This is a genomic window from Staphylococcus carnosus, from assembly GCF_900458435.1.
GTDB lineage: Bacteria > Bacillota > Bacilli > Staphylococcales > Staphylococcaceae > Staphylococcus > Staphylococcus carnosus.
Genome location: NZ_UHCT01000001.1, coordinates 748,830 through 761,870 on the forward strand (window position 1 = coordinate 748,830; position 13,041 = coordinate 761,870).

Annotated in this window: 12 protein-coding genes; 9 read left to right on the forward strand and 3 right to left on the reverse strand. The window is 33.9% G+C overall.

What is annotated here, in order from left to right:
- Positions 1-622 precede the first annotated feature (622 nt).
- Positions 623-2,014 (forward strand): amino acid permease, encoded by a 1,392-nt coding sequence (locus DYE31_RS03280; RefSeq protein ID WP_015901053.1) that lies wholly within the window; start codon positions 623-625, stop codon positions 2,012-2,014.
- A 45-nt stretch (positions 2,015-2,059) separates the two neighbouring features.
- Here the strand turns inward: DYE31_RS03280 and DYE31_RS03285 are convergent, their stop codons facing one another.
- Both DYE31_RS03285 and DYE31_RS03290 read right to left on the reverse strand, forming a co-directional pair.
- Positions 2,060-2,932 (reverse strand): MurR/RpiR family transcriptional regulator, encoded by an 873-nt coding sequence (locus tag DYE31_RS03285; RefSeq protein WP_053464353.1) that lies wholly within the window; start codon positions 2,930-2,932, stop codon positions 2,060-2,062.
- Positions 2,933-3,216: 284 nt separating this feature from the next.
- Positions 3,217-3,564, reverse strand: coding sequence for a hypothetical protein (locus tag DYE31_RS03290; RefSeq protein ID WP_015901050.1), 348 nt, complete (start codon positions 3,562-3,564; stop codon positions 3,217-3,219).
- A 104-nt stretch (positions 3,565-3,668) separates the two neighbouring features.
- Between DYE31_RS03290 and DYE31_RS03295 the strand changes: the two genes are divergently transcribed.
- Positions 3,669-4,385, forward strand: a complete 717-nt coding sequence (locus DYE31_RS03295; RefSeq protein ID WP_015901049.1) for a CPBP family intramembrane glutamic endopeptidase — start codon at positions 3,669-3,671, stop codon at positions 4,383-4,385.
- Between the two features lie 62 nt (positions 4,386-4,447).
- Here the strand turns inward: DYE31_RS03295 and DYE31_RS03300 are convergent, their stop codons facing one another.
- A complete protein-coding gene (locus DYE31_RS03300; protein ID WP_015901048.1) occupies positions 4,448-5,146 on the reverse strand; it encodes a helix-turn-helix transcriptional regulator in 699 nt (232 codons plus the stop codon).
- A 398-nt stretch (positions 5,147-5,544) separates the two neighbouring features.
- Between DYE31_RS03300 and DYE31_RS03305 the strand changes: the two genes are divergently transcribed.
- The 7 genes from DYE31_RS03305 (at position 5,545) to DYE31_RS03335 (ending at position 13,013) form a co-directional block, all read left to right on the forward strand.
- The gene (locus DYE31_RS03305; protein WP_015901047.1) at positions 5,545-6,354 is read left to right on the forward strand and encodes an inositol monophosphatase family protein; all 810 of its coding nucleotides are present in this window, start codon (positions 5,545-5,547) and stop codon (positions 6,352-6,354) included.
- 116 nt (positions 6,355-6,470) lie between these two features.
- Positions 6,471-7,397, forward strand: coding sequence for an LCP family glycopolymer transferase (locus DYE31_RS03310; RefSeq protein ID WP_174221505.1), 927 nt, complete (start codon positions 6,471-6,473; stop codon positions 7,395-7,397).
- Positions 7,398-7,529: 132 nt separating this feature from the next.
- Entirely contained in the window at positions 7,530-7,829 is a 300-nt protein-coding gene (locus DYE31_RS03315; RefSeq protein ID WP_231635377.1) for a hypothetical protein, read from the forward strand.
- Between the two features lie 584 nt (positions 7,830-8,413).
- Complete coding sequence (fdhF, locus tag DYE31_RS03320) at positions 8,414-11,374, forward strand: formate dehydrogenase subunit alpha (protein WP_015901043.1); 2,961 nt, start codon at positions 8,414-8,416, stop codon at positions 11,372-11,374.
- The gene (locus DYE31_RS03325; protein WP_041613013.1) at positions 11,367-11,837 is read left to right on the forward strand and encodes a helical membrane plugin domain-containing protein; all 471 of its coding nucleotides are present in this window, start codon (positions 11,367-11,369) and stop codon (positions 11,835-11,837) included. The genes fdhF and DYE31_RS03325 overlap by 8 nt, the downstream gene beginning before the upstream one ends.
- 123 nt (positions 11,838-11,960) lie before the next feature.
- On the forward strand, positions 11,961-12,212 hold the full coding sequence (locus tag DYE31_RS03330; protein ID WP_015901041.1) for a hypothetical protein: 252 nt from the start codon (positions 11,961-11,963) through the stop codon (positions 12,210-12,212).
- Positions 12,213-12,233: 21 nt separating this feature from the next.
- Complete coding sequence (locus DYE31_RS03335) at positions 12,234-13,013, forward strand: N-acetylglucosaminidase (RefSeq protein ID WP_015901040.1); 780 nt, start codon at positions 12,234-12,236, stop codon at positions 13,011-13,013.
- The last annotated feature ends 28 nt before the right edge of the window (positions 13,014-13,041 follow it).

A 13,041-nucleotide genomic window follows, 5' to 3' on the forward strand; every position in this document is an offset into this window, starting at 1 on the left:
TCAGAATATGTCTTTTTCGTGAATAGAGAACATTAAATCTCTAGATATTTTGCTAAAGCATACGAAATAACGTATCAGAAGTGTGTTTAAATTCCGAGCAATTTAGTAAATATAATTAAAAAGAAAAGAATAATAAAAGAGTGATAACAAACTATTATACTGAAAATTCAAAAAGGCAGATTGCCAGTTAAACAAAAGACGTGCTATAATATTCAAATAATATGAAACTCTTATAAAAAGACATGAAAATAATAAAATATCCATATTGGGTGTTGGAATTATCTTTAAGTTGATAAGGACTAATATTTTTATGAGTGCAAATTACATGAATTCCTATGGTGACTATGGCGCAACATGATTGTAAATAAAAAAATGAAAGCGCATACATAAAAGTGTAATTTTTATGTTTTCATCATAGAAATTTATAGTATAATTAAGCTCATTAGGCATAGAAGCTACTTTCGATATGGTAAGAAAATTAGTGAGTAATTTGTCGCAATCTTCAGACAGAAAAAGGGGTACCGGATTAAGTATTGCGAAACAAGTAAGAGAATTAGATGCTTAAATATCGAAGAAACGAGCTGCGCCTGGAAATTTTGTAAAAGAGAAGGGGAATTTTCTAATGGAAGAAACTCAATTGCAACGAGGATTAAGTTCTAGACAGATACAAATGATTGCACTGGGCGGTACAATCGGTGTTGGTTTATTTATGGGTGCGACAAGTACAATTAAATGGACAGGTCCGTCAGTCATTTTTGCTTATCTGATCGTAGGTTTATTTTTATTTTTAGTTATGCGTGCTATGGGAGAAATGGTTTATTTACATCCGACAACAGGGTCATTTGCAAACTTCGCAAGTGATTATATTCATCCAGTTGCGGGTTATTTAACAGCTTGGAGTAATATATTCCAATGGGTTGTTGTAGGTATGAGTGAAGTTATCGCAGTCGGAGAATATATGAGATATTGGTTCCCGACATTACCAGAATGGATTCCTGGAGTTATTGTAATTGTGTTACTAGCAGGGGCGAACTTAGTATCAGTTAAGGCATTTGGTGAATTTGAATTCTGGTTCGCAATGATTAAAATTGTAACGATTATTTTAATGATTATTGCAGGTTTCGGTCTGATCTTCTTCGGATTAGGTAACGGCGGACATGCAATCGGACTTTCAAACTTATGGTCTCATGGCGGATTTATGCCAAACGGCTGGGTTGGATTCTTCTTTGCATTATCTATTGTTGTTGGTTCATACCAAGGGGTAGAACTGATAGGTATTACAGCAGGGGAAACAAAAGATCCTCAAAAGAACATTAAAAAAGCAGTAAATGGTGTTATCTGGCGTATTTTGATTTTCTATATTGGTGCAATTTTTGTAATTGTAACAGTATATCCTTGGGATGAGTTAGGCAATATCGGTAGTCCATTTACACAAACTTTCGCAAAAGTAGGTATTACATTTGCAGCTGGTTTAATCAACTTTGTAGTATTAACTGCTGCAATGTCAGGTTGTAACTCAGGTATCTTCAGTGCAAGTCGTATGATTTATACATTAGCGCAGCATAAACAATTACCGAAAATTTTCTTGAAAGTCATGAAAAATGGTGTTCCAGTTTATCCTGTATTAGCAATGGGAATCGGTATCTTTGTTGGTGTTATCTTAAATATTGTTTTACCAATGTTTATCAAAGGTGCTGACAGCATTTTCGTATATGTATACAGTGCATCTATTTTACCAGGTATGATTCCTTGGTTTATGATTTTAATCAGTCATATCCGCTTCCGCAGATTGCACCCTGAAGAAGTTGAAGGACATCCTTTCACAATGCCGGGCGGTGTTGCGGCAAGTTATTTAACAATTGCCTTCTTATTATTAGTATTAGTAGGTATGTTATTTAATAAAGAAACTGTTGTATCAGTAGTCATTGGTTTAATTTTCTTAGCATTTATGACAGCATTCTACTTTGTCAGAGGCTATGATAGATTGCCGGATGAAGATCAGCATTTAAAATAAGTTATAAATAAGAAAAGAGTTGAGACATTTGCCTCAACTCTTTTTTTAATGCTCAAATTCAATATTAGATAAATGTTTTTTGTAATTATTTAAGGCCATTTTAGACTGCGTGACTAAATCTAAGGAATTTGAAAAGTCCAATGAAAGGTAACGGTAATAAAGGACATTAATCATAAATAATTGTGCGGTAAGTGATGTAGTCGCTGCCATGCGTACTTCACTTTCATCTGTTTCACCATAAATTAAATCAATATCAGTGTAATTTGTGATAGGATTTTCTTTATTTCCCATGAGTGATATTAAGAATAGATGATAGTCAGAAGCAACACGTGCAATGGCTTCTAATTCATTGTGTTCTCCGCTATTTGAAATGATAAAAAGACAATCTCTTGCATCATGTGTAGCAATAACGTTGATTAGTGTATGCACACCTTCAATGCAGTGTACATTGATGCCGACACGAGATAGTTTTTGAAATAAATCTCTTGCAGCAACGTATGAAGCACCAAAACCAAAAATAAAGACGGTCCGTGATTGTTTTAATCTAGCACAAACTTTATCAATATCGTTTTCATCTACTGCATCAGATACTTTGCACAATGTTTGGGTAGTTCGAGACAACATTTTGCGTTTAATGGTATCGAGTGATTCATTAGATTGTAATTCAAGTTGACGTGGTTTTGTGCGGGCAGACATATATTTTGAAACTTCTGTTTTCAATTCTTGAAAACCGCCATCTGTGATTTTATATCCGAATCGCACGACAGAAGATGGGCTCGTACTTGTCCGGTCAGCAAGTGTGTGTGTTGTCATATCGACAATTTGTTGCGGACGTCGCAAAATATAGTCTGCTATTTTCTTCTCGCTTTTAGTGAGAGAAGGGTATTTAGATTCTAACTTATATAAAATGTTTGTCATAAAAAACCACCTGCTCTATGGAATAGCTAATAAATTTAAAGTTAATCTTTTTGGATGAAATGCATAGATAGCAGTAAACGTGTTCCCAATATCATTTTGATAGGAAAAACATAGTTGCTTTTTCCTATCAAGTAAGTCAGATATCCTCCCAAAAACTGTACTTACAACATGATAAAGTTAATTGTACCTAGTGTACTATACGTTATTAAGTTAGACAATTGTGAATTTTAAATTGACTGCAACTACTATTAAGATACCTATTTTCAAGGAAAATAAACCATCAATCAAGTACGGATAGATTGATTTGAAGCATCTATGATTTCATATATTAATCTAATAATAGGCGATTTCCATTGTACAAATACAGATTGAAATTCGCCTACATCTATTGTCGTTAATGGATACAATGATAGTGAACTTAACACATCCAAATATTGTTTTTCAAAATATGTAAGTGCACTTGTATAAGTTGTTATTCGTTGTAATTCTTTTTGTATAAAGGTATTGATATCAGTAGCAATCGACAGTACTTCTTTTTGTTTTGAACGAAACAGTGCACTATTACACGCTTCGCTTTTACTCAAAATAAATACTAAATTTTTGTACATATCATTTAAAGATGTTGTTGTCATGTGAAGTAATCTCCTTATGCAAAAATATTTGTGATTAAAATATTGGTAGAATATAATATATTAATAGCGTTATACTTATACGAAACATTATTTAGGGGGCCATCATGGTTTTAAGAAAAGATAAACCAGCATGGAGAGATTTATGGCTGCTGCCCATTGCACTTGTAGGAATATTTGCATTTTCTGGACTTGAGATGCTTGTAGCTTTAAACTTCCATGCACCATTTAATGAAGACACACTGAACGGCGTAGGCGCCATCGGGCAAATGTTAAGTTACATAGTTGTTTTAATTGTTTTTTATTATTTTCATTATCAAGAAATGCCTGGTCGTTTAAGCGCAGGATGGGCATATGTTAAAAAACATTGGCTATTTTTAGTGATTGTGCTTCTCATCGTTATGGGATTGGAATCATTATACAATCAATTAATGGCCATGTTGCCTGAAGGAATTGGATTTAAAGAAACTCAAAATGAAGAGAGTTTAGATGTACTTTTTAAAAATCCAGCTTTTTTACCATTGAGTTTTTTATTTGTAGTAATATTAGCGCCAGTGGTGGAAGAACTATTCTTTAGAAATGTGATAATTGGCGAGTTAGGAAAGAAATTTAATTATATTGTGATGGGTGTTATTTCTGCTATTACATTTGCTGGTATGCATGTGATTGGTGCAACATCACCATTTGAATTTGGTTCATACTTTATTATCGCAGTTGCTTTAGTTTATGTATACTTTAAATCTGGTAAAAATACCGCAGCAACAATTTTTATTCACATGACAAATAATCTCGTTTCATTTATCATGACTGCATTCTTCAGCTGATTTATAACTGGAAAAGTTATTTGAATGCTTAATTAAATAAGAACACTAAAAAATCCAACTGATCAGTTTGCAGAATCAGTTGGATTTAAAAATTTTTGGTAGTTATAAATAGAAATATCATGTGTTTTAACTGTTTTTTGGAAAGAATAAGAAATGTCTTTTATATCTGCAATTGAGATTTCTTTAGTATTGCCTCGGCCAATATCAAAAATAACAACATGCCAATCTGCTTTGCGACAAATTAATCCGATAAAAATCACATTTTCTTTTTCTAATGTTCCATTCATTTCATACTCTGCCAACATGACATTACGTTCGGCACAATAAATAAGTAAGTCAGAAAAAGTATGAGGTAGGGCTTCATTAGGATTGGATTCGAATTTTATATATCGATCCATTCGTTTTAAAATCCGGCGAATATGGGTGGCTGGTTGATTTAAACATTTTTTGATGAGTTGTTGAATTTCTTTACGGTAAGGCAATTTTGTATATGACTGACTTTCGTTTAATGTCATAAATAAAGCGAGCATTTGATCTTCGGTCAATTCTAGCTTGATGGGTGAATGATCTGGTTGAATACGGTAACCACCAAGAACACCTTGCTTTGCGATGATTTGAACACCTTGATTTTCAAGATCTTGTATATCACGCAAAATTGTTCGTTTAGAAACTTCTAATTTTTTCGCAAGTTGTGTAGCAGTTAGTTGATCATTCGTTTCAATAAATTGAATTAATTTATTTTGGCGTTCAACTTTATTCATATATGCCACCTCCCATATATTACATATTATAATGATTATATCATATTTAGTATAATATGATATTTATTCGCAAAAAAAATGCTAAAAAGTATGAAAAATTTTAAAGTAAACGCTTACATTTATTAAAAAGGTATGTTACACTTTCAATAGTAACTAGGAGATAGCACTGATGTAACAAAGGGGTAATGATAAATCATAGTCGTGTGATTTATTAAAAACGTGCAAATCACTAGTTAATAAACATCTTCAATATTATTACTTACTTTCCTTTCTATGCCGACTAGTATCGCTAGTCGGTTTTTTAATATGAAAAATTGAAAGTTATTCACTTTTTTCTAGTTTTACATGCTAAAATAATAATAATACATAATAAAATTAATTGATTTGAGGTGTAAAGTTTGAATAAAACAGAACGCATTCATCTTGATAAAGAAATAAGACAATGGTTAAAGGGACTAGACGATATTATCCCGCAATTGATAGCAGATATGCATACAGAGACAAAGGCGAATCAATTTGATTTAGTCACAAATGTAGATCGTATGATTCAAGATAAATTTGAAATGTTTTTACAAACCCACTACCCATCACATCAGCTTTTTGCTGAGGAGAAGAATAATGATTTAGTAGATGCAAAACATGGTGATGTATGGATTATGGATCCTATCGATGGTACAGCGAATCTTGTTAAACAACAAACGGATTATTGTATTATCTTGAGCTATTTTGCAGATGGTGAAGCACAGTTATCTTATATCTATGATTATCCGCATAAAGTACTTTATAAAGCGATTAAAGGTGTAGGTGCATTTGAAAATGAAACGCCGTTGCCTACCGTTGTCGAGCGAGATATTAAGTATTTGATTTTATCCTATAATATCTATGTTTTAAATGAAACAACATTGAAAGATTTGAAAGAAGCTGCTTTTAGTTATCGTTTGATAGGGTCATGCGGTTTAGATTCAGTGAGGGTTATTAAAGGACAATTTGGTGCACATATTAATACAAATTCTAAACCTTGGGATATTTCTGCTCAATTCTTGTTTGCTAAAGAACTAGGTTTGAAAATGACTGATTTACAAGGAGAGCCTCTTGATTTTTCAAAAGCAGGTCCGTTCATCATCAGTAATCCAGGGTGCCATAAAGCAGTTTTAAATATTTTAAATGAAAATGGCGGATATCAAGCTGATTTCATTAATAAGACTTAAGTATCATGTTTTATAAAAATAGATATAATATAATGTGTTTGTTAAGTAATTAAAATTAATATAGACAATGTGTGAGGAGTGGTTGGGTGAGAAGAACAGAGGATCCCAAAAGAAAAATGGGCACAGTTCCTAAGGTATTATTATGGGTTTTTGGTATTTTAGTATTACTTGCTGTAGTTGCTGCAATTTACTTAGCAGTGAAAATTTTTGCAGTAGGGGGCAATATACATAACCCATTGGACAGAAGCAAATCAGAACTAAGAAAAGAAAAAGTGGATTTGAATAAAGGAGAACCTTTCACTATTGCATTGTTTGGTGTAGATTCAGATGCACAGCGTAAAAGTGAAAATGATGGTGAACGTTCAGATTCAATTATGATTTTATCTATTAATCCAGATAAGAAAAAAACTGAAATCGTCAGCATTCCGCGTGATACACAAGCAGAAATTGTAGGACACGGTACTACTGAGAAGATTAACCACGCTTATGCTTATGGCGGTCCGAATATGGCTGTTAAATCTTTAGAAAAATTAATGAATGTACCGATTGATCATTATGCTACGATTGACATGGATGGTATGCATGGAATGGTAGATGCTCTTGGAGGCGTCGATGTTGTCAGCAATTCAACATTTAGTACAGATGGTTATAACTTTGTAAAAGGTAAAAAGGTTCATTTAGATGGAGATAAAGCACTTGCTTTCATTCGTTCACGTAAAGAAGAAGGTGCTGGCGGAGACTTTGGTCGTCAAGAACGTCAACAACTCGTATTACAAGGTATTGCCAATGAGTTAACAAGTGTTAAATCTATTACAAACTTCAATGGTGTTACAAACCAAATTGAAAAAAATGTTAAGACTGACTTAACTTTAGGACAATTGAATACAATTCGTTCGAAATATAAAGATGCCAATGAAAATGTAAGACGTCATCAATTACAAGGTAGCGGCGGTATTCAAGATGATGGTCTGTACTACTTTGTTCCTGACAAAGCTTCTTTAGAAAATATGACGGAACTATTAAGATCTAATTTAGATTTATAATTAGAATGATACAAAATGCCGAGTTTCAGGTTATTTACTGATTCTCGGTATTTTTTTACTCTAAAAGTTTAAATTATGTACAAATAAACTTCGAGTTTTAGGGTATTACGAAGGGAGAAGGGGGAATTAATGATGACAAATAATCATGACGAAAACAAAGTGAATGAACAAGAAGAACAAGATGTTTCAGAAATGGTAGATGAAGGCGGTTTAGGCGCCGATGGCTATTATAAAATCAATGAATTTCAAAAAGATGGTGGATCTGTCGAAGTTGGTCTAGATCAATTCAAACTAAGAGTAAGTGAATATAATGATTTAGACTTGGTCAACTCATTAATTGCACATGCTGATGCGAATCATGGCGGTTCAGAATTTGACGATGCAATTAATGTTGTTAAACAAGAGATTTTGGGCAGATTACACGATAAATAGAAAAAGTCGGCATGTTACATGCCGCTTTTTTTTGAAATCCTCTTTCTAATTGCCTTTTATTTCACTTTTAATATTCAACAAAATGAGTTTATAAGTAGTTTAATGTAAAAAAGAGTAGAATGTAATTATTAATTGGTTTAATATATCAACTTTTGAGAAATTATATAAGTATGGGACTTAACATTTAAGACCAAAAGTACTAGAATTAGTAACAAGACTATTTTTTTAATTGCGTGGGGCAAAAAAGATTTAGTCTTCGAATATTTACGGATAATATATAAAAGTAGAGGTTTGACAAAGGGAGTTGAATTTTTAGAGTCTATCTTGATTCTAAAAAAGTATTATGCAAGTACATGATAAGTTGCATGCTTCATACAATTAATCTTTTTAATAAAGAATAGGAAGGTTGCTTTGTTTATGATGATGTCTTACATAAATATGATTGCCGCCATCCATATATTGTTGATAGAAAGCGACTTTTTTCAAAACGTCTCTAACCCTCATCAATCAGAGGCAACTTGAGCCATGTTATTTTGTATAGCACTTAAATTCTTTAGATAACCTCAGAATATAGGGGTGATTATATGCAAGAACATCTTGTCATCACTTTAGATGGAAAAGACTATCTTGTGGAACCAGGAACAAATCTTCTTGCCTTCATTAAGTCGCAAGAAACATTTGTGCCGTCAATCTGTTATAACGAATCATTAGGACCTATCCAAACTTGTGATACGTGTGCAGTAGAAATTGACGGGAAAATTGAACGCGCATGCGGTACGACAATTGATCGTCCAATGGTTGTCAACACAACAAACAGCGATGTAAAAGCCAGCCAAAAAGAAGCTTTAGACCGCATCTTAGAAAAACACATTCTTTATTGTACAGTTTGTGACTATAACAATGGTGACTGTGACATTCATAATACAATGGATGAATGGGGTATCGAGGAACAATCATACGAATATAAACCGAAGCCATATGAAAAAGACTTTGGTCCATTTTATCGTTATGACCCTAACCAATGTATCCTTTGCGGACGTTGTGTAGAAGTATGTCAAGACGTTCAAGTCAATGAAACTTTATCTATTGACTGGGAACGTGAACAACCAAGAGTTATCTGGGACAATGATGTATCAATCAATGAATCATCTTGTGTTAACTGTGGTCAATGTGCAACAGTTTGTCCATGTAACGCTATGATGGAAAATAAAATGGTTGGTAATGCAGGTTATATGACTGACATTGAACCAGGTACTTTAGCAGACATGATTGAATTGACTAAAGAAGCAGAACCAGGTTACGGCTTATTAATGGGCGTATCAAATGGCGAATCTGCAATGCGTAACGAATATATGTCTAAGACGAAAACAGTATGTACATACTGTGGTGTGGGATGTACTTTTGATGTTTGGACTAAAGGCCGCGAAATCCTTAAAGTTCAACCTCAACACGATTCACCTGCGAACCGCGTTTCAACTTGTATTAAAGGTAAATTCGGTTGGGACTTCGTCAACTCTGAAGAGCGTCTAACAAGACCGCTTGTTCGTAAAGGTGACGAGTTCGTAGAAGTAGAATGGGAAGAAGCTTTAAATGTTATCAGCGAAAACTTCCGTCGAATTAAAGCGGAAAAAGGTGCAGATGCATTATCATTTATCGCTTCTTCTAAAGGTACTATTGAAGAATCATATTTAATGCAAAAACTTGCTCGTCAAGTAATTGGTACAAACAACGTGGATAACTGTTCACGTTATTGCCAAGCACCAGCTACAAAAGGTTTATTCAGAACTGTTGGTCACGGCGGTGACTCAGGTTCAAGTGATGACCTTATGCATTCAGACATGGTTGTCTTGGTTGGTACTAACACAGCTGAAGCGCATCCAGTTATCGCTTCTAAAATTAAACGCGGACACAAATTATACGGTAATAAACTTGTAGTATTTGATATCCGTCGTCACGAAATGGCAGAACGTGCTGACTTCTTCTATCAACCTAAACCAGGTACTGACTTAGCATGGATGTCAGCAGTAACTAAATACATCATTGATAATGATATGCATGATAAAGCATTTATTGATGAATGGGTTGACTATTTCGATGATTACTATAAATCATTAGCACCATTCACTATGGAATTTGCTGAAGAAACAACTGGTATTCCAAAAGAAGATCTTATTGAATTTGCACATAACGTTGTTGCAGCAGAAGGCGTAAGTATCTGTTGGGCAATGGGTGTTACTCAACAAGACATCGGTAGTGATACTAGTACAGCAATCTCTAACTTATTGCTTGTTACAGGTAACTACAGAAAACCTGGTTGCGGTGCTTATCCATTACGTGGACACAACAACGTACAAGGTTGTAGTGATGCTGGTAGTATGCCAGACAAATTCCCTGGTTACCAAGGTGTCGAAGATGACGAAGTTCGTGCGAAATTCGAAAAAGCTTACGGCGTAGAATTACCACCGAAAGCAGGTCGTGACAACCATCAAATGATGGAAGGTATTCATAACGACGAAATTGACGCAATGTACATTTACGGTGAAGATACTGGTATCGTTGATGCTAATATCAACTTCGTACAAGCAGCTTTAGAAAAAGTTGACTTCTTAGTTGTACAAGATGCGTTCTTAACACAAACAGCACGCTTTGCGAACGTTGTATTACCTGCAAGCCCTTCACTTGAAAAAGAAGGTACATTTGCAAATACTGAACGTCGTATCCAACGCTTGTATCAAGTTATGGAACCACTTGGTGAATCAAAACCTGACTGGCAAATCATGCAAATGATTGCTAACAAAATGGGCTTTGACTGGAATTATTCACATCCAAGTGAAATCATGGATGAAATGGCAAGCTTAACACCAACATTTGCTGGTGTAACTTATGAAAGACTTGAAGGTTTCAAATCATTACAATGGCCAGTTGCTCCAGATGGTACAGATGAACCAATCTTGTATCTTGGCGGATTCAACTTCCCTAATAAACGTGCGAAATTATATCCATTAACATTTGATAACTTCTTCAAACAAGATGAAGAATATGACTTGCACGTTAACAATGGTCGTTTATTAGAACACTTCCATGAAGGTAACATGACTTACCACGTTCCTGGTATTAAATACAAAGTTCCTAACGTATATGTGGAAATTTCTCCAGAACTTGCTGAACGCCGCGGTGTTCATGAAGGTGGAGAAGTTAAATTAATTTCATCTACTGGTGAAGTTAAATTAATGGTTCACGTAACAGACCGTGTTAAAGGTAATGAAATCTATATTCCATTGAACAACGATGCGGAAGAAGATGGCACACTTGGTGCAGTTAACTTATTAACTAATAGTGATGTTGATAAAGATACAGATACTCCATCATACAAACGTACATCTTGCCGTATGGAAGTAATTACACGCCGAGGCAGATCACCATTGAACCCTGCTAACTTCCGTGTAGATACAGAACGTAATCCGCAATACAGTGTTCAAGTTCAGAAAAAATGGGCACGTCCAGACTACGTATTCCCAGGAAATCAGGTGAGAAACGATGGCTGAAAACATTAGAAAAATTAAACGAATGGAAATCCCGCCGGAAAAGCAAAAAGCAGATGATCTTGCAGAAGTAACAGATGCGATTGCAGAAAACAAAGACGTGATTATCAAAGCAATCCGTTTAATGAAAGTACTTGATGATGCTAAGATTTTAGATGCATCTATCGGTGCAGTAGAAAGCCGCGGATTTATTACTGGTAAATTTACGAAAGAGTTGAGAAAAGAACAATACACTGGTGTATTAAATAACTTAGCTCCATTAGTATTTATGATTGGTAAATTAAATGTACCTAACTTACAAGATATGCTTGAAAAAGTAAATAAAGGTTTGGAAAACGCAAATCAAGCAAGTCCGAACCAACGTACAACAGTCGGCAGCTTAGTTGGTTTATTGAAAGACGAAGATGCCAACAAGAGTATTACTTATTTCTTAAATATCTTAAAAGGTATGTCACGCGAAGACTAATATGCGTCAACCTTTTAGAGCTGATCTTATCTTTTGAAAGAGGATCAGCTCTTTTTTTACATAATGTGATAAAATTTAGTAGGAAGATAGATTAGTAACGATTAGATTTTTGAAAGAAAGAGGGTGAGGACAATCAACCCTAATATATTAAAAGCACTAGCCATTATATCTAATGTCTTTGTTGTTTTAGGTTTTGTACTTTTAATTATGATGAAACTCGTTTTAGCAATTACAATGTTCGCAGTTGCAATTACTATCAGTTTAATGATGTTTAATGTTTTATTCCGTGACAGAACAGGAATGAAGATTATTGTAAACATTTCGTTTGTAATTGTAATAGGCGTAATTATATTGGCATACTTCTTGTTAAAATAAATAAATTGAGAGGTACAGGAAATGAGCCGTACATTTAAGAAAAAATTTTTAATCATTTTAATCAGTGTCATTGTGGCGATATTTGCGATTTTAATGATTATTAATGAGACTAATTTATTTAAACATGATCAAACACATACTTTTGAGGATGCTGTGAAATTACAGACAGGTGAAGGTATGTTGAATACTAAAGAAGATAATGGTCGTTTCATTAATGCATCTAAAGAAGATGTGAAAAATGCAATGACGATTAAAAAACAAAATCACAATATCAATTACATGGATATTTCTGAAAAAGTGCCGATGGATGAAAAAGAAGTTAATAAAATGCTGAAAGGTAAAGGCATCTTTGAAAAACAAGGTTCAACTTTTTTAAAGGCACAAGATAAATATGGTGTTAATGTGATTTATTTAATTAGTCATGCATTAGTTGAAACAGGCAATGGCCAATCTGATTTAGCAAAAGGCATTCCATATAAAGGTAAACGTTATTATAATTTTTTTGGTATCGGAGCGTTTGATGAAGATGCCATGAAACATGGCCACAGTTATGCAAAACAACAAAAATGGACTTCTCCTGAAAAAGCAATTTTAGGCGGTGCTTCTTTTGTTAGAAAAGAGTATTTTGATAAAGAACAGCTTACACTTTATCAAATGCGCTGGAACCCAAAAAATCCAGGGCAACATCAATATGCGAGCGATATTGATTGGGATAGTAAAATAGCGAGAGCTATGGATCATTATTATGAAAAGTATGGTATTAAAAAAGATCATATACGTAAAAATTATTATAAGCAATAAATATTTAAGAGGGGCAACCCTCTTTTTG

Coding starts and splice junctions, on each gene's coding strand:
- DYE31_RS03325 (WP_041613013.1), top strand. CDS start 11,367: ATGGCTGAAAACATTAGAAAAATTAAACGAATGGAAATCCCGCCGGAA.
- DYE31_RS03310 (WP_174221505.1), top strand. CDS start 6,471: ATGGGCACAGTTCCTAAGGTATTATTATGGGTTTTTGGTATTTTAGTA.
- DYE31_RS03300 (WP_015901048.1), bottom strand. CDS start 5,146: ATGAATAAAGTTGAACGCCAAAATAAATTAATTCAATTTATTGAAACG.
- DYE31_RS03290 (WP_015901050.1), bottom strand. CDS start 3,564: ATGACAACAACATCTTTAAATGATATGTACAAAAATTTAGTATTTATT.
- fdhF (WP_015901043.1), top strand. CDS start 8,414: ATGCAAGAACATCTTGTCATCACTTTAGATGGAAAAGACTATCTTGTG.
- DYE31_RS03280 (WP_015901053.1), top strand. CDS start 623: ATGGAAGAAACTCAATTGCAACGAGGATTAAGTTCTAGACAGATACAA.
- DYE31_RS03335 (WP_015901040.1), top strand. CDS start 12,234: ATGAGCCGTACATTTAAGAAAAAATTTTTAATCATTTTAATCAGTGTC.
- DYE31_RS03295 (WP_015901049.1), top strand. CDS start 3,669: ATGGTTTTAAGAAAAGATAAACCAGCATGGAGAGATTTATGGCTGCTG.
- DYE31_RS03285 (WP_053464353.1), bottom strand. CDS start 2,932: ATGACAAACATTTTATATAAGTTAGAATCTAAATACCCTTCTCTCACT.
- DYE31_RS03315 (WP_231635377.1), top strand. CDS start 7,530: ATGACAAATAATCATGACGAAAACAAAGTGAATGAACAAGAAGAACAA.